Consider the following 16,388-nt stretch of genomic DNA (forward strand, 5'->3'; position numbering starts at 1 on the left):
ATAAAGGTTTTTAGGTAGAGACAAGGCATGCCTTGTCTCTACGTTATACCACGTATATTATTTTTCTGCTTCGTACCAGCCGTGGGCCTGACGAACTTTAATCATCGTTGCCAGAATGTCGTTCCAGGTCTGCTGATTGGTCATTACAGCGTTGGGGAACATACAGCCGTCCCAGCAAATGTGCTTGAACGCTTTCGTCAGTTCACCGTTTTCATTACGTAGCCAGTAACCCGCATCGTGAACGATATCGAGTTTTCCGTTCGGATCAAGTGGTGGGCAGTGACGACCGGTTTTATCGTGCGAACCAGAGCCGAATACAGTACCGTCGTTCTGTGCTACGTGGAAATCAATCGTCCAGGGACGTAGCGCGTTGGTTACTTTTTTGAGGGCTTCCGATAACGTAGCACGGTCGGTCCAGTCGAAATCCGGAGGTAGAATCCGATCTTCTTCGCGGTTGTAGCCGAGCGTATAGAGCAGCGTGTGCGCCATATCCGCCTGAAAGCCCATATTTGGCCGGTTAACCGCTTCAAGCGTTTCAAGCATCACTTTCCAGCTATGCATGGCACCCCAGCAGATTTCACCTTCGGCAGCCAGTTTCTCACCGTATTCAGCCGCTACGTCGCAAGCTTCCTGAAACGTAGAAACAATCAGTTTGCTGTTACCAACCGGATCAACAGCCCAATCGTGGGGCGAACTTGCCGAATCGATACGTACCACACCGCTTGGACGAACGCCTAATTCGGTTAGTTTCTGGCCGATATGGGCCGATTTACGTACCATCTCCACAAAGTTGGCGCGGTCTTCTTTGCTGCCCATAGCCGGACCGCCCCAGATTGGAGCTACCAGCGAACCAACTTTTAGGTTATGTCCATTTAATTTATCGGCTAGTCGTTTGATATCGTCATCCGACAGGTTAACATCGATGTGTTCGAAAAGAGCGAGGTCGACCCCGTCGAATTTTACACCATCGACTTCGGCATTTGCCGTCAATTCCAACATGGTATCAAAGCCAACAACAGGTTCTGAGTCAGGACCTTTGCCGACAACGCCCGGCCACATTGCATTGTGGAGCTTAGGATAATTATTTTCGTTCATCACGGTTTATGGTTTTAAGGTCTAAAGGGAGGTTATAAAGTTATAAGGTTGTAGAGTTTTAAAGTTGTAGGGTTATTGGATTGTTGATCTGAATACTGAAGAACTCTACAACTTTTAAACTCCACAACCTTATAACTTTTACAATGTCAAATCCGGATTTGATGGGCCGAAGTGTTTCAGCATCACAATTGGGTCGGTGGTCGAATGATTGGTGATCACCACGCCTTCTTTAGCCGCTTTTTCGCTAACGAAGAATTCGTCGTTAGTCAATTGACCGTACCGAATCATGGTTGGGGTTTCGATATTCCATTCACCCATTTTACCATGTCCCTGCATCATAATCAGGCCATAAGCGGCATTATCGACGATGGTAACGGTTTGGCCGGGTAAAACGGTTAATTCTTTGGCACTGAACGCATCCGATTTGTAACAAACCCAAACTTCGCTATAGCCAGCGGCTTTCATTTCTTCTTCGTCGCGAACAGGTTTCGGACGCATGAACCGATTCGCCATCATTTGCGGGTCGGTGTTCAGATCCCAGTCAATAGCTTCCATCAATTGGTCGTAATCTCCGACGCGATCTTTAGGCGTACCATTCCACAGCAATTCTTCTGGAATGATCGCTTCGTTCACCAGCGACTGGTACATCGCGAATACGTCCGACGCTTTTTGTGGCTCATACGTACACATGCTACCCGGCGCGTGAAGCAATCCCGGCGGTACGTCCCAGCCTGTGCCGGGCTCAAGCCGGTAAGCCGACGAGTAATTCGTGATTTTGTTATCGCCCTTGGTAAAGTTTTTCAGGCACTCTTTAATCTCTTCTTTCGTAGTGCCCGGTGCAATACCGATGAATGTATACGGGAAATCCCCACCGTGGTTGTTCACCTGTGGCGGGAAATAATACGCTTCGGGTTTGCCCAACTGACCGATCAGCGCAGCCTGTTCGTCGTTATGGTGCAGGTGGTGGGGTAGTGGGCCCATGTTATCAAAAAACTTCGAATACATCGGCCAGCTTTGGTATTCGTCCCACAGACGGTCTCCAATGATTTCGCCTTTCAGTTCATCAATAGCGTCTTTCAGCAAAAAGAGGGATTCTGTGCCATCTTCATCGGTAAAAACAATATGGCTCAACCCTTCATTCTCGCCCGTTAACGGACCATTTTTAGCGGGTGTAGTCGATGAAAACCAACGTTCGTCGATACCACCACGTTCGCCACCCAATACGTAGTAATCGTCGGGGTGAAGTTTGATACGTCGGCCCGGTACGCAAAACGACCGTGGAACCCAGGTCGGAGTAAGCCGTACAATTCCTTTTCCCTGTTCTAATGCCTTGGCGGCCAGACTTACTGATGAGGTTGTTTCCATAAACTCTATTTTATTACTTCTGCTCAAACATTGTTTTTCAAAAACTCATTGATAGCTGGTTCCGTATGCAGGATTTCGAGTTCCAGCTCATACGTCCGCGACTGACCCGGCTCCAGAAACAGCAATTCGTTTTGCTCACGGGCTTTGGCCTGCCCAATTAGCGGATTCGTAGCCGGTTCAATCCCGGTTACGTATTCGCCCTGACCCCAGTGCTGCCAGTTGATGAACCAGGGCAATTGCGACTTCTGGAAACGTAGCGCCAGTGCAATTCCCAACTTGGCATTGTGTAACCCAACTGTGCAAAGGCCCGAATCGTCGGGTGTTACGTCGATGTTAGCTGCCGCTTCGCCCGTTCCGTTGTGTTCGTCCAGTGGAGCCGGACATTTTTTGAAATTGCCGCCTTCGTGAAAAATTTGTTCGCTGATTCCCCCCGGACGTGCTTCCCAACTGCCTTTCCAGACAATATCAGTGCCTTCATCGACCAGCGGCCAGCCACAATTGAAGTGATACAGCAACATGTGTGGAACTGGTGTATTTCCCCGGTTGACAACTTCGTCGCGAATGCGAATGACAGGTTGCCCCAGCGTGCCCGAAATGGTACGTTTCAGCTCAAGTCGTGGCCCGAAAATGGTTGTTTCTTTAATCCGTCCCGTAATGCTCATGTCGAGCTGACCTATAACCGGATCGGGTTGGATAATCGATTCAATTTCGGCGGGACTGTTGCTGATTTTTCCGTGCAATCCACGGGTGCCATATTCATCCTGTTCGGGGCCGCCAACGTGCGAAAGGCCGCAGGTTGTGAGCAAACCACCGCCAAAGGTGCGTAGCCAGTCCGCGCTTTTGTCCGAAAAAGGTTCAGGAGGAGTGATGCCAGTGTGACTTAACCAGGCCAGACTGTGCTGGTTATAAAAAGCGTCGGCAATATCCATTGCCCGGTCAAGAACCAGTTTGTACCGTAATCCGGTGCCGGTGTTGATCCAGGCAATCCGGGTGCCACGTCCGCTACCATTATCCAGAACGGAGGTTTCGATGCCGCCAATCTGGGCTGTATTCGATACTTTATTATGCCAGGGAGTCAAATGCTAACGAATAATTAAGGCTTCGACAGGCTCCGGCTGTCGATTGTAATTACAGGGTTAGTCGCTGGCGCGACTCCGACAGCCGGAGCCTGTCGGGACCTTACTTACTGTTTGATTCTCAAATTCCGATACTGAACTTTCATCGGTGGGCCTACGTGTACCTGTACGCCTAGAAGACCTTTTGATTTACCGTTAACGGTGTCATTGTCAGTAACATCACTCATCAATACGTCGTTGATGTAATGCTGTAGACGGTTTCCTTTGATAACCAGATGGAACGTATTCCAGCCTTCGCTTTTAATAAAAGTCTTCAGCGAGTCGGAGCTACCCAGCGAACCCGTTACGTTTAGGCCGGTCCAGGCGTTGCTTTTTACGTTCAGACGGATGGCTTCGGGGGTATTTTCGCCACTATATGGGCTGATGGTTGTCTTTTGTCCACGATAGGCTAACGTAGTACGTTTGCGCTCTTCGTAGTTCTGGCCGGTGTAGCGGTTTTTGCCGTCGATATCGGCCTGATAACCACGTAGCGCAAATGGTACGTCGGTCAGGCGGTCACTCCGATAGTTGATGCCTGAGTTACCCGCTTCGGCAATTTTGAATTCGCCTTTCAATTCAAAATCGGCAGGTTCGCCACCTTTCCAGATGATGAACGAGTTTGTTTTTAAGAGTTTATCGGGGGTGATTTCGCCCGTTAGGCAACCATCCTCAACGCGCCAGTAGTTGGAATCACCATCCCAGCCGTTCAGGGTTTTTCCATCGAAAATGGAAACATACCCTTCTTTATCTGCTTTTTTCGACTGTCCCAGGCTGGTCGTTCCAGCAAGGCCCGTTAATACGGCTGCTATAACGAGGGCTTTGGGCAGAAATTGACTTTTCATGTGTGTCAGCATCTTCAAGTTAAAGTTTGGTTGCTAGGTAGTCATTCAGGCGTGTGCGTAAATGACTACCTAACGTTTTCGACCTAACATCTATTTCCCTCCGGCTTTGTAAACCTCGTTATTTTGATTGCCACCTGCTTTCAGATAAGCCATTAAATCTCTGAGTTCTTCGGCGTTCAGGCTATTGATGAGGCCGGGGAACATGATCGATTCGTATGAATACCGTTTCGATGCTACGTCCTTCTTCGGAATTTTCCGAAGCTCATTAGCCGCAAACGGATTTTGTGAGATCGAGTAATTTACCTTGTCTTCATTCACCAGACGGCCCACAACGGATTGGCCATTTTTCAGAATGAAAATTGTAGATGCGTACTGATCAGAAACCGCTTTGCTTGGATCGATGATCGCTTCCAGAATATCTTTATTCGAGAAGCGCGTGCCAAGCTGCGTCAGGTCTGGGCCAATATCTCCACCCGAACCCTGCATACTGTGACAACTGCTACACAGAACGGCCGAATAGATTTTCTTTCCTGTTTCGAAGTTTGCAGCACCTTTTTCGTTATCGAGGGATGCCACCGCATTTTCCAGCGTCCAGCGACGACCGGGGCCTTTAGGGGTATAATCGCTTTTTACGATGTCATTACCTGAGCTGGTCAGAATGTCGGCGCCTGATAGTTTGTTGAACTTGTCGAACTGATCTTTCGGTACGTGTGCCAGAGCCAGTTTACGAGCCCGGTCGATGAAACCAACGTAGCTACGGCCACCTTCAAATTTAAAGGCATTGCCAAACCAAGTGAAGTATTTCGTCCGTGTTTCAGGAGTCCAGCCACCATCGGCGCGGCTTAACATAACGGCATAATACGTCTGCTGAAGCGGTGGAACTTTCGCCAGCATTTTGGCAATGTCCATACCATATTGTGGGTTACGCAGAATCAAATCCGACGAAGCCGTAGTTGGGTCCAGGTCCAGATCTTTCATGCCCGGCTCTGATTTCAGATCCATCAGCGCCAGCGTTTTATTTACCACGCCGGGCGCTTCCAGATAGATCAGGTCTTTGCTCAGTCCACGGTTCAGCAGTGCTGATTTAGCCGGGAATTTTGGGTTCAGATAAGCAATGATTTTCTCTTTATCGGCGGCTTCGGGTGCGCCCATCCGTAAGAAGATCAGCTCAAAAGCACGTAGTACGTCAAACTGTTGCGATTCAGACAAACCAGCATAGTTGATTTTCAGCAACGTACTGATGGCTTTACTTTTCACATCGGCACCGCCCTGACGAGCCAGTGCAACAATAGCTTGTGTAGCCCGGATAGGATCGGTTTCGGCTAACGCTTTTTCCTGCCACTGGGCCACTGGCTGATGTTCAACGGCGATACGTGCGGCATAACGAACAAAACGGTCGGGGTGATTCAGATTTGGCCAGGCCGCTGCAAGCGCCGACGAATTTGCTTCGCCGTGGAAAGCTTCAAGACTCTTCCGTAGTTTGTGTTCGGCAGTTGGTGCAGGGGCGGGTGCAGCGGTATTGTCGTTACCCGAGTAATAAACCCGGTATAAATCAGACTCCAAACGGCGGCCACCCGTCAGGAAGTAAAGTGCACCATCGGGACCAATTGTACCGTCGGTCAGTGGGAGAGGAGAACCCGAAATAAATTCTTCACGAACGCCTTCATACGTAGCACCTTTAGGTTTCAGATTGATAGCGTAGATGATACCAAAACTCCAGTCGAAGGCAAAAATTGACTGGCGATATTTTTGAGGAAACTTAGCTGTCATCCCCGACAATACGTTGGTTGGTGAACCCTGACCAATGTTAACCAGTGCGGGTAGATTGTCTGGGTTCCCCGGCAGCCATTTGCTGTTACCCGTGCGCCAGCCGAATTCAGCTCCGCTCGTAACGTGGCAAATGCGGGTTGGCCGGTACCAGGGCAGACCAAAATCCCACTCCATGTCCGAATCGTAAGTAAACATGTCACCCGCTTCGTTGAATGCTACGTCGAAAGCATTCCGGAAACCAGCGCCAACGAGTTCCCATTTTTTACCATCTGGGTCCAGATTAGCTACCCATCCGCCCGGAGCCATCCGGTCGTTGGCGTGGCCGCGCGGGTCTTTGATAAGCGGGAATAAGTTATCTTCTTTCCAGTTCGATGGAAGCCGATACGAGTCCATTTGTGGTACGTCGGTATGGTTACCGCAGATGACGTAGAGCGATTTTTTATCAGGCGACAACACGACGCTGTGCGGGCCATGTTCGCCTTCGCCCTTAAACTCTTTCATCATCGTCACCTTGTCGAACTGATCGTCGCCGTCGGTATCCTGCAAACGATATAAACCGCTTGGCTTCGGAAATTGCTTGCTGGCACGGTTGTTCACCATCACATACAAGCTATTGAAGGCATACAGCAAACCTTGCGCGTAGCCCATACCGATGCTTGTATCTTTGGCAATCACCAGTTTTTCGATCGTTGGCTTAGTCGATCCCGAACCGATAGCCGGAATTTTTATTCGGAAAAGCCCGCCATACTGATCTGATGCAATCATTCGGCCCTTATCATCGAAGGCCATCGATACCCAGGAACCCTGTTTGTTTTCGGAGGGGCTGTAGATGTGCTCTGCTTTAAAACCGGGTTGTAATTTTAGCTTGTCAACTTTTGGATTTTCCGCTCCTTGCCGGTTTGTTTCCGAGTAGCGCAGGCTGACCCAGGAGGCTCCGAGAAGAACGAGCGCCGAAACCGCCAATCCGAGCTTTGCCTTCTTGAATTTTAATAACATAGGATTTCGTAGAAAAAGGGTTGATAAAAAGTCGGCTAGTTGGTTTCCCATCTTGGCCAATGTTAACTGTTAGGTTGTAATTCACTGTTAAGAGGCATCAATACGGCATACTCTACTGCTTTATCTGCTGAATACTTCGCCTTTTTACATCTTTCCTATAGGAAGGAAAAAGAATGGCAGCTGCGTATCGTATATATTTTGAATGACTACGTTGCGAATGGTCGTAGTTAGAAGTTGAATCTATTCTATTCGAAAGAGGATAATTGAACGTGCTATCGCCGGGGGGAGTAACCTTGTTGGAGATAACGTAATGCTTTTGGGATGAAGCGCTTAATAGATTTTTGTATTCAGAAACGGACGTAGCGGTAAGTCCGGGAAATTCAGCCAAAGTCGAAAGTCGGGTGAATAGACTCATAATGAAAGATGCTGAGGCTTTTAATGAGGGTAACGTAGCGAATAATGCGTTACGTATTCATGCCGATTAGATTCAGAAAAGAAAGAGGGGCCAAAGTAGAATACTCCGGCCCCTCCGGATTCAACTGTTAGAAGCTTGGCGTTAGAGCCGCTTCAACGGCTGGTAAGCCATAGTAATCGTCAAGAACTGTAAAGGCGTTTGGTGGTGGAACGGCTCCGGCTGGGAAATAATAATCAGCAGGATTCGCTTTTACTTTTGCACCATAAGCGCCAATGATTTCCTTCACCCGACCCGTTCTGGTCAAATCGAACCAGCGTTTGTTTTCGAAAGCCAGCTCAACCCGACGCTCTTTGAAAATAGCTTCCCGCATGGTAGCCTGCGACGTAGCCGTGGTGGCAGCCAGACCGGCACGGGTCCGAACCTGATTCAGGAACGTAGCGGCATCGGCAGTTTTACCTTGCTCGTTCAACGATTCGGCCATGAACAACAACACTTCGGCGTAGCGATAAACTGGCCAGTTCTGACCTGTATTGTTATGCAGCGAGTGTGTACGAGCGTATTTCTTGATATACGGATACGTTTTGTTGGCCCGTAGGCTTCCACTCAACGTAACGTAGCCAATCGAAATATCTTTCCGTTTATCACCAACTTCATAAGCCGCAATAAGATCCGGTGTCGGAATATTATTGCTTTCCTGAGACGTAGCCTGCGGGTTCGACGTACCAACGATAGGCGCAATTTCAGTGGCCGAGATTGGCGAAGGAATGAAGCGGTAAATCTGGTTACCATTGTAGCCAGCCGCGCCCTCCATGTACTGAATCTCAAATACTGATTCCTGATTGTTCTTGTTCGTGCTGGTGAACGAGAACGCATTGTTGTAATCAGGCATGAGCATATAACCATCGTTGGTTACTACTTCTCTCATCAGCGTTTCAACCTGCGCCCATTTTTTCTGGGTCAGATACAGGTTCGCCAACAGCGTTTTTGCCGCTCCCGACGTAGCACGACCTGCTTCCTGTTTGGCTTTGTTAGGCAACAACGTACTAGCTTCTTTCGCATCTTTCTCGACCAGTGCGTAGAGCTCCTCTGTTGTGGCTAGGGGAGATGCGGCATCGTTACGTCCTGTAATCGGCGTTAGGTGAATGGGTACTTTACCAAACAACCGAACCAGATCGAAGTATGCAAATGCTCTTAGAAACAGTGCCTGACCTTTCAGGTTATTCTTGAGGTCGGGACTAGAAAACGTAATGCCATCGATAAGCGCCAGAATCTGGTTGGCACGAGCGATGACTACGTAGTTTAACCGATACTGTACCAGTACGTTATCATTGGCAGTAATACCGCCAGCGGTTGGAACGGCAAAGTCTGCCACGTTCTCCGTCGGGTCAACCGCACCGTACAAGGTGTTACGGGCGTAATACGTATTGTCGGAGTGCATTTCCTCCAGAACCCACGCCCGTTCGTTATACATCTGCCGGAACGGTACGTAGGCACCATTTACGGCTTGCTGAAAATCAGCTTCGGTCTTGAAAAACGTGGCCGAACTCAACGCTGTTTCGGGCACTACGGTTAGAAAACTTTTGCCGCAACCGCTCAGGAGAATTCCCAAGAAACAAGCTGCTATATATTTTATTTTCATCCTTGAAACGAAATAAGAATGTTCAAAATGAGTTTGATAAATCGTCTGACTTAGAAGTTCAGATTAACACCAGCCGTGAACGTACGTGGAACTGGGTAGTTCGAGAAATCAACGCCCTGAGCCAGGTTACCACCATCGCCGTTACCATCTGCCTGAGCACTGGTTTCTGGGTTAGGACCACCCCAGTATTTTGTGAATATCCATACCTGCTGTGCCGATGCATATACACGAGCCGACTTGAAGAATTTATTCAAAGCTCCGAAGGTGTAGCCCAGCGTTATGTTTTTGATCGTGAAGAACGACGCATCGGCCAGGAATTGTGTGCTGTGCCAGTCGCGTTCGATACCGGTGAAGTTTCCGCCGTTGTTACTGGCGCCAAACTTACCAGCTCCCGGAGTGATAACCGTAGTAGCCACACCAACACCATTCACCATCGAGTTCTGAACGCGGAAACGGTCTTTTACACCTTCAACCATGTTGAACACAGCGTCCAGGTTAGCGGTGCTATACAGGTGACGAACCCACAACTGGTTGCCATAGGAACCCGAACCAGCAATCGAGAAGTCGAAGTTGCCGTATTTCAGATCGTTCGTGATACCGTAGGTGAATTTCGGAAATGGATTACCAATGATTGTGCGGTCATCGGCATCTCCACCGTTTGTAATTACACCATCACCGTTAATATCCTTAAACTTGATCGTGCCAATGGCCGAACGTCCGGGAATGATCGGTGAGTTACGTAGCTCTTCAGCAGAGGTATAATAACCTTCTTTCACTAAGCCGTAGAACTGACCAAACGGCTTGCCTACCTGCGTAATGTGGAAGCCTGTGCCACCGTATACGCGGTCGATACCTGGAGCTAATGCAACAACGAGGTTCCGGTTGAAGGAGATGTTGGCGTTGGTTGTCCATTTCAGCGGGCCAGTTGTGTTTTTGGTTGTCAGCGAGAACTCATGACCCCAGAATTTGATTTCGCCAATGTTGTCATTGAAGTTAACAAAACCTGACTCCTGTGGAACCTGTACGGCATAAAGCAGATTCGTGGTACGTTTCGTGTAGAAATCGTAGATGAACTGAATACGGTCGTTAAACAAACCTAAATCAAGTCCTAAATCGAACTGACGAGTTGTTTCCCAGCCCAGATTTGGGTTTGCGAGCGATGTTACAACAGCACCTGTTGCTACAGTGCTACCAAAAACAGCGTTAGTTGTGTTGTTTACCAGCGCGTATGGGGTATAATTACCAATGTTGTTGTTACCGATTACACCATAACTAGCCCGAATCTTAGCGAATGAAACTGGCGTAACTGTTTTCATGAAGTCCTCATCCGAAACTACCCAGCCAACCGAAGCCGATGGGAACGTACCGAACTGATTGTTGGCTCCGAAACGAGACGAACCATCAGCCCGAACAGCCGCTGTGAACAGGTATTTACCTTTGTAGTTATACGTCAGACGAGACAGGTACGAAGACAGCGCCCATTGGTTGATACCGTTTTGGGTACCGCCCCGGTTGATGTTCAAAGCGCCCTGAATCGTTGGTAGCCGGTCATCGGCATACGTATCAGCCTGAATACGGAAGAATTCCTGACGATACCACTGGTTGGTGAAACCAGCTAACAATTCGAAATTGTGGTCGTTGAAGCTACGGGTATACGTTGCTAAGTTTTCGTTCAGCCACGATGTGTTTTCCAGACCCTGACGGATCGAAACAGCGGTGGTTGGGATCGGTACGTTGATGGCGCTGGTGGCCGTCGACGGGTTAAAGAAGAAGAATTTCGAGTTTTGGTATTCGATGTTCATCGTCGACCGGAGCGATAATCCCGCAAGTGGCCGATACTGTACATACGCGTTTGCTAGCAAGTTGGTATTCTTGGTCTCGTTAATCAACTCATTAGCGGCACGTACCCAGTTTGGATATTGGAAAATGTTACCGGTGCTTCCGGGGAACGTATTAACTTTCGTTAGTTCGCCATTGGCATCCCGAATCGGCATCACTGGCCAGGTATGCAGGGCGTTAAATAGGATACCCGTTCCACGGTCACCATCGGTACGTGGTGTGTTGTCGAATACATACGAAGGTGCTACGTTAAAACCAACCGTTACCCGATCAGATAGGTTATAATTCGAATTCAGACGTAGTGAATAACGCTTGTATTTGTTATTGATAACAACCCCATCCTGATTAAAAATACCTGCTACTAACGACGTGTTGGCTTTGCCCGTATTGTTAGAAACGCTCAGGTTATAACTCTGAATCGGAGCCTGACGTAGCACAGCATCATACCAGTCGTTGTTTTTGCCTTCGTATTGAGACGGATTCTGGAACTCAGCCGGTACGGGTAGTAATTGATCTTCGTAGTGCTCCTTCTTGAACTGGGCAAACTGAACCGCATCCAGCATTTTTACCCGGCCTTTCATCGGTACCTGCTGAATACCTGCATAAGCACTGAAGCTAACGTTGGTCTGGCCCGGCTTTCCTTTTTTGGTTGTAATCAGTACAACCCCGTTGGCCGCCCGCGAACCGTACAACGACGTAGAAGCGGCATCTTTCAGGATAGAAAGATCGTCAATTTCGTCGGGGTTAAGCTGAGCAATATCACCCGTGATCGGGAATCCATCTACTACGTAGAGCGGGTTGCTACCTGCCGAAACCGACACCTGTCCACGAATACGAATGTTGATACCCTGCCCCGGCTTACCCGTCGTTTGGTTGATCTGCACACCCGCTAAACGTCCCTGTAATTTCTGACCAATTTGCGAAACGGGTAAATCCTTGATCTCCGCAGCACTTACCGTTTGAACGGCACCTGTTACTTCTTTCTTCAACTGACTACCATAACCCACAACCACAACTTCGTTCAGGGTCTGATCGTCGGGAGCCAACGTAACGGTAATACTTGTCTGATTGCCAACAACAACTTCTTTACTGATGTAGCCTACGAAGCTGAACACCAGTGTTGAACTAGCGCCTGGTACGTTTAGTCGGAAACTACCTGAAGGGTCGGTTGTTGTGCCCTGCGTACTTCCTTTAATAACGACACTTACTCCTGGTAAACCGCCACCTTTTTCATCGACCACTTTTCCCGATACAGTAACGTCGGCCGGAGCCACATTGAACACTGCTCGTTCTGGTCTGACGGCAAGCTTTGCCATTAATTGTCCACTGGTACTTTCCTTACGCAAAATTGGCTTTAGTTCCTGAGCGAACCCAGGCACTATACCCGTCATCATACTCAGTGCTGCTAACTGATAGAGTCGTTTCATGATTTAGGATTTATAGATAGGATGGTAATACTTATTGGCTTGCGAAAAGCCAAAATACTAGCCAAATATTACCAGCTTTGCCCCCTCAACTTTCCTATACCTACCCATTTTTGGTATTATTTGGGTAATTTTCTTGGAATTTTTAATATTAATTTCTGGGGGCGATGCTTCTGTCTATATCTCCTAAACTTTAGTTGATAAATATTTCGTCGACGAGTAGTAAGGCTTGTTTGCCTTTATTATTGTGCCATTCAGGAAGTTGAGCCACTGGCTTCGCCACAATTTTTAGATAGGAAACTATGTGTGGTTTGAACGAACAACCGATCGCTTTCAGCACTGGGCTACTGCCTTTTATGGGCATAGCTGGTCGTGCTGTTCCGAGTAGTTGCATCTGCGTTCGGCTGTTGCCACCCCAAATCTCTATCACAGCAGGGGGAAAGATGCTGGTTTCAGGCTCGATCATCGTCCGCAAATCGACCGACGTAACAGTAACCGGCTTTTTGAATTCCGAAACCAGTACTAAATCATTCTTCCGAACGCCCATCCAGTTATTAGCCCAGGCCGGACTGTTGGCATTGAACGTACCGAGTTTGTGATCGAAAAAGGATTTTGCACCTTCGGCCTGATGAACCGGGCTTAAAGGCAGGAGTAAATTCGTACTATCGGGCGTATAAATGCTTTTGTAATAATCGAACGTAGCAACTGGACTACTAAACCAGCCTGATTTGTACGCTTTGGCTTTGATCATTTTACTGGTACTGATAACCAGTTTATCGTCAATTATCGGCGATTTGATGCTGTCGGGTTCCGATCCATCAAGTGTATAGCGTATCGTTACGCCTTTTACCGGATGTTTAATCTGTAATAGTGTCGATTTGGCGAAGATAGCCGAGTTGCCCAATTGGGGCGGATTCAGACGGATCGGTTCGCTCTTGTCGCCGTTGAACCCGGCAATGAACTGAATCTGTGGATACGCTTTTTGAAGTTGCTGAATTTCGGATTCCGTCAGGCCCGTTTCCCAGAGTGAGATGCTTTTCAGGCTTTTAAACGATCCAATCTGATTCTTTAAGTCGGCATAATTAACGGCGGTTCCCGAAATAGCCAGATTCTTCAGATGTTTCAACGAAGCTAACGGACTCAATTCTTTTCCTGTGATGTCCGTAAAATTGACGTCTAGCTTTTCCAGATTTTCGAACTGACTAATCGACTTCAAATCGCCGTCTTTTACTGGTAACTTGTTCAGACTGAGGTAAACAACCTGACTCTTGATCGGGCTTAATTCCTGAATTTTTTCAACTGAATACGTCGCTTTATTATAAATATTGACCGATAACGCCGGTGACTCTTTGGCGAGAGGGGCAATAGTACGATAATCGGTAGTTAGTTTTTGAATCGTTTCTTCGTCGGCCGCATCGAACGCATATTCGGGCTCAGTTGGCCCTTTAGGTGTAAACATCGCTGACGCCAGAATACGTAGTGAATCGTTGGCTGGTAGCTCAACAACTTTCTTATTGAATTCAGCACGCCCTTTCACCCAAAGCGATAAAAGTTTGATTTCGGCGGGTGTAAGTTGTGCTTTACCCGACGGTGGCATGTGCTTTTTCTCTTCTAACGGTAGGTGTATACGTCTTAGTAATAAACTAATCTCCGGTTTACCTGCTACGTATAACTCACCACTTTTACCACCTTTCTGAATTGCTGCAACATCGTTTAAGGCTAATTCGCCTTTTAACTTATCGGGATTGTGACAACTGGTGCATTTATGCTCGAAAATGGGTTTGATAACATCATTAAAAACTAGCGCTTGCTGAAGATCGACTGTTTCGGCTGGTCCGTTTTTAGTGAGCGGAGAGAGGACGAAATCAGCACCGTGTGTAATGGTAGCACCGTAATGACCAGCTCCCAGCAACGTAGCGCCCATTACTATGGCTCCTGTTTGAGCAATAGCCCGAGAATACCAGAGTTTGGGTTGCGCCCAGTAAAGAAGCACTGCCAGATAGAACGTAGCAACGCCCGTCCATTTATGCCATTCTACTACAGAACCAGTGTAGCCATCTTCTTTCGAAAGAAACAGCCCCATAATCACCGTAAAAGCCGCCAGTAAAGCCCCGACCAGCAACAGATTTCGCGAAAAAACGCGGTAGAAATCAGCGTTGGTATCGCGCTTGTTACTAAACCGAAAGGCTTCCATCACTACGGCTAATAGCAGCAGAACAATCGGGAAATGCAGTAACAACGGGTGCATTCGCCCCAAGGGTTGCAACCAGACAGGTATAGCGATTTTATGCTCAAACACCAGCAGAAACAGAATGAATACCGATGAGGCAAACAGGGCTTGCTCTGCTAAACTGACTAACTTTTTTTGCATTTGACAACTAACTAAAACCTGTATGTTTTTGCTACGTAGTATCTGACTATTGTTTTCCGGTTCAGGCAATGATATCATGAACCACTTTTCCTGATACGTCGGTTAATCGATAACGACGGCCTAAGTGTTTGAAAATCAACTTTTCGTGATTCAGTCCTAACTGATGCAAAACGGTTGCCTGAAAATCATGAACGTGTACGGGATTGCTTGCTACGTTGTATCCCATTTCGTCGGTTTCGCCGTAAACAATTCCCGGTTTTATTCCACCGCCCGCCATCCAGATCGTAAAGCATCGAGGATGATGATCGCGTCCGTAATTTTCTTTTGTCAGCTTCCCTTGCGTATAACTGGTACGTCCGAATTCGCCACCCCAGATTACCAATGTTTCATCAAGTAATCCACGTTGTTTGAGATCGGTGATGAGTGCCGCTGATGCTTGGTCAACGTCCTTTGCCTGTTTCGCAATTTCGAATGGGAGATTGCCGTGCTGGTCCCAGCCTTGATGATACAATTGCACGAATCGAACACCATTTTCCGACAGTTTACGCGCCAGCAAACAGTTGGCGGCAAACGTACCGGGCACCAGACAATCGGGGCCGTAGAGCTTGATGATATCGTCGGGTTCTTTCGATAAATCCATCACTTCGGGCACCGCCGTTTGCATCCGATAAGCCATTTCATACTGCTTTACCTTCGCCGTGATTTCGGGATCACCAAACTCCTGATAACCCATTTCGTTCAGTTGCGCCAGATTATCGAGCATATCCCGACGCGATTGCCTATCCATTCCTTCGGGGTCGCGTAAGTACAAAACGGGATCTTCCCCTTTGCTGAATTGAACGCCCTGATGAATCGAATCCAGAAACCCGTTCGACCAGAGTTTGGAATATACGCCCTGACCGTTTCCGATTCCCCGTGAAAGTAGAACCGTGAACGTAGGGAGATTTTTATTCTCGTTGCCCAACCCATAACTCAGCCACGAACCCATGCTTGGGCGGTTGCCTTGTTGCGAACCCGTTTGCAGAAACGTAAGCGCGGGGTCATGATTGATGGCTTCGGTATACATCGACTTTACGAAACACAGATCATCGACCACTTTGGCTGTGTACGGCATCAGATCACTTACCCACGCCCGCGACTGACCATACTGCTTGAAATCGACAAAGGAACCAACCAGCGGAAATTCCTTTTGAAAAGCCGTCATGCCCGTTAATCGTTGCATACCCCGAACGGATGGTGGAATTTCCTGACCCCACATTTCGCGCAGTTTGGGCTTATAATCAAATAGTTCCTGCTGAGAAGGTGCGCCGTTCTGAAAAAGATAGATAACCCGTTTCGCTTTGGGCGCAAAGTGAGGTATACCGGGTGCGAGACTTTCGTCGGTGCTGTTACCACTGAATAAGTCAGGAATCAGTAACGAGCCTAACGCTGCGCTCCCCATGCCCAAACTCAGCTTTGACAGAAAACGACGTCGGTTAAAATTGAGTCCGTGTTCCAAGATTTCCTTTTCCATAGCG

General features: G+C 48.1%; 10 protein-coding genes. 1 reads left to right on the top strand and 9 read right to left on the bottom strand.

Annotation, left to right across the window (positions count from 1 at the left end; translation table 11 throughout):
- Positions 1–57 precede the first annotated feature (57 nt).
- The 5 genes from ACYVD4_RS26490 to ACYVD4_RS26510 all read right to left on the bottom strand — a co-directional run bounded on the left by ACYVD4_RS26490 (position 58) and on the right by ACYVD4_RS26510 (position 7,183).
- Complete coding sequence (locus ACYVD4_RS26490) at positions 58–1,095, bottom strand: sugar phosphate isomerase/epimerase family protein (protein WP_460950837.1); 1,038 nt, start codon at positions 1,093–1,095, stop codon at positions 58–60.
- Positions 1,096–1,233: 138 nt separating this feature from the next.
- Complete coding sequence (locus tag ACYVD4_RS26495; RefSeq protein ID WP_460950838.1) at positions 1,234–2,460, bottom strand: hypothetical protein; 1,227 nt, start codon at positions 2,458–2,460, stop codon at positions 1,234–1,236.
- A 23-nt stretch (positions 2,461–2,483) separates the two neighbouring features.
- Entirely contained in the window at positions 2,484–3,539 is a 1,056-nt protein-coding gene (locus tag ACYVD4_RS26500) for an aldose 1-epimerase family protein (RefSeq protein ID WP_460950840.1), read from the bottom strand.
- Between the two features lie 104 nt (positions 3,540–3,643).
- Positions 3,644–4,417 carry a 3-keto-disaccharide hydrolase gene (locus ACYVD4_RS26505; RefSeq protein ID WP_460950841.1) on the bottom strand — a complete coding sequence of 258 codons (774 nt, stop codon included), beginning with the start codon at positions 4,415–4,417 and terminating at the stop codon, positions 3,644–3,646.
- A 90-nt stretch (positions 4,418–4,507) separates the two neighbouring features.
- Positions 4,508–7,183: a c-type cytochrome gene (locus ACYVD4_RS26510; RefSeq protein ID WP_460950842.1), complete on the bottom strand. Its 2,676-nt coding sequence runs from the start codon at positions 7,181–7,183 to the stop codon at positions 4,508–4,510.
- A gap of 341 nt (positions 7,184–7,524) precedes the next feature.
- Here ACYVD4_RS26510 and ACYVD4_RS26515 point away from each other — a divergent pair, with 341 nt between their 5' ends.
- The gene (locus tag ACYVD4_RS26515; protein WP_460950843.1) at positions 7,525–7,668 is read left to right on the top strand and encodes a hypothetical protein; all 144 of its coding nucleotides are present in this window, start codon (positions 7,525–7,527) and stop codon (positions 7,666–7,668) included.
- Between the two features lie 57 nt (positions 7,669–7,725).
- On the opposite strand, the gene ACYVD4_RS26520 is transcribed toward ACYVD4_RS26515, so the two are convergent.
- The 4 genes from ACYVD4_RS26520 to ACYVD4_RS26535 all read right to left on the bottom strand — a co-directional run bounded on the left by ACYVD4_RS26520 (position 7,726) and on the right by ACYVD4_RS26535 (position 16,384).
- Positions 7,726–9,237: a RagB/SusD family nutrient uptake outer membrane protein gene (locus ACYVD4_RS26520; RefSeq protein WP_460950844.1), complete on the bottom strand. Its 1,512-nt coding sequence runs from the start codon at positions 9,235–9,237 to the stop codon at positions 7,726–7,728.
- 50 nt (positions 9,238–9,287) lie between these two features.
- The gene (locus ACYVD4_RS26525) at positions 9,288–12,503 is read right to left on the bottom strand and encodes a SusC/RagA family TonB-linked outer membrane protein (RefSeq protein WP_460950845.1); all 3,216 of its coding nucleotides are present in this window, start codon (positions 12,501–12,503) and stop codon (positions 9,288–9,290) included.
- Between the two features lie 190 nt (positions 12,504–12,693).
- Complete coding sequence (locus ACYVD4_RS26530) at positions 12,694–14,871, bottom strand: c-type cytochrome domain-containing protein (protein ID WP_460950846.1); 2,178 nt, start codon at positions 14,869–14,871, stop codon at positions 12,694–12,696.
- A gap of 61 nt (positions 14,872–14,932) precedes the next feature.
- Entirely contained in the window at positions 14,933–16,384 is a 1,452-nt protein-coding gene (locus ACYVD4_RS26535) for a DUF1501 domain-containing protein (protein ID WP_460950847.1), read from the bottom strand.
- Between the last annotated feature and the right edge of the window lie 4 nt (positions 16,385–16,388).

The organism is Spirosoma daeguense, from assembly GCF_054776875.1.

What these genes read in the sequence shown, in the direction of transcription:
- ACYVD4_RS26490 (WP_460950837.1), bottom strand. Translation starts at nt 1,095, where the DNA reads ATGAACGAAAATAATTATCCTAAGCTCCACAATGCAATGTGGCCGGGC.
- ACYVD4_RS26495 (WP_460950838.1), bottom strand. Translation starts at nt 2,460, where the DNA reads ATGGAAACAACCTCATCAGTAAGTCTGGCCGCCAAGGCATTAGAACAG.
- ACYVD4_RS26505 (WP_460950841.1), bottom strand. Translation starts at nt 4,417, where the DNA reads ATGAAAAGTCAATTTCTGCCCAAAGCCCTCGTTATAGCAGCCGTATTA.
- ACYVD4_RS26510 (WP_460950842.1), bottom strand. Translation starts at nt 7,183, where the DNA reads ATGTTATTAAAATTCAAGAAGGCAAAGCTCGGATTGGCGGTTTCGGCG.
- ACYVD4_RS26520 (WP_460950844.1), bottom strand. Translation starts at nt 9,237, where the DNA reads ATGAAAATAAAATATATAGCAGCTTGTTTCTTGGGAATTCTCCTGAGC.
- ACYVD4_RS26525 (WP_460950845.1), bottom strand. Translation starts at nt 12,503, where the DNA reads ATGAAACGACTCTATCAGTTAGCAGCACTGAGTATGATGACGGGTATA.
- ACYVD4_RS26530 (WP_460950846.1), bottom strand. Translation starts at nt 14,871, where the DNA reads ATGCAAAAAAAGTTAGTCAGTTTAGCAGAGCAAGCCCTGTTTGCCTCA.
- ACYVD4_RS26535 (WP_460950847.1), bottom strand. Translation starts at nt 16,384, where the DNA reads ATGGAAAAGGAAATCTTGGAACACGGACTCAATTTTAACCGACGTCGT.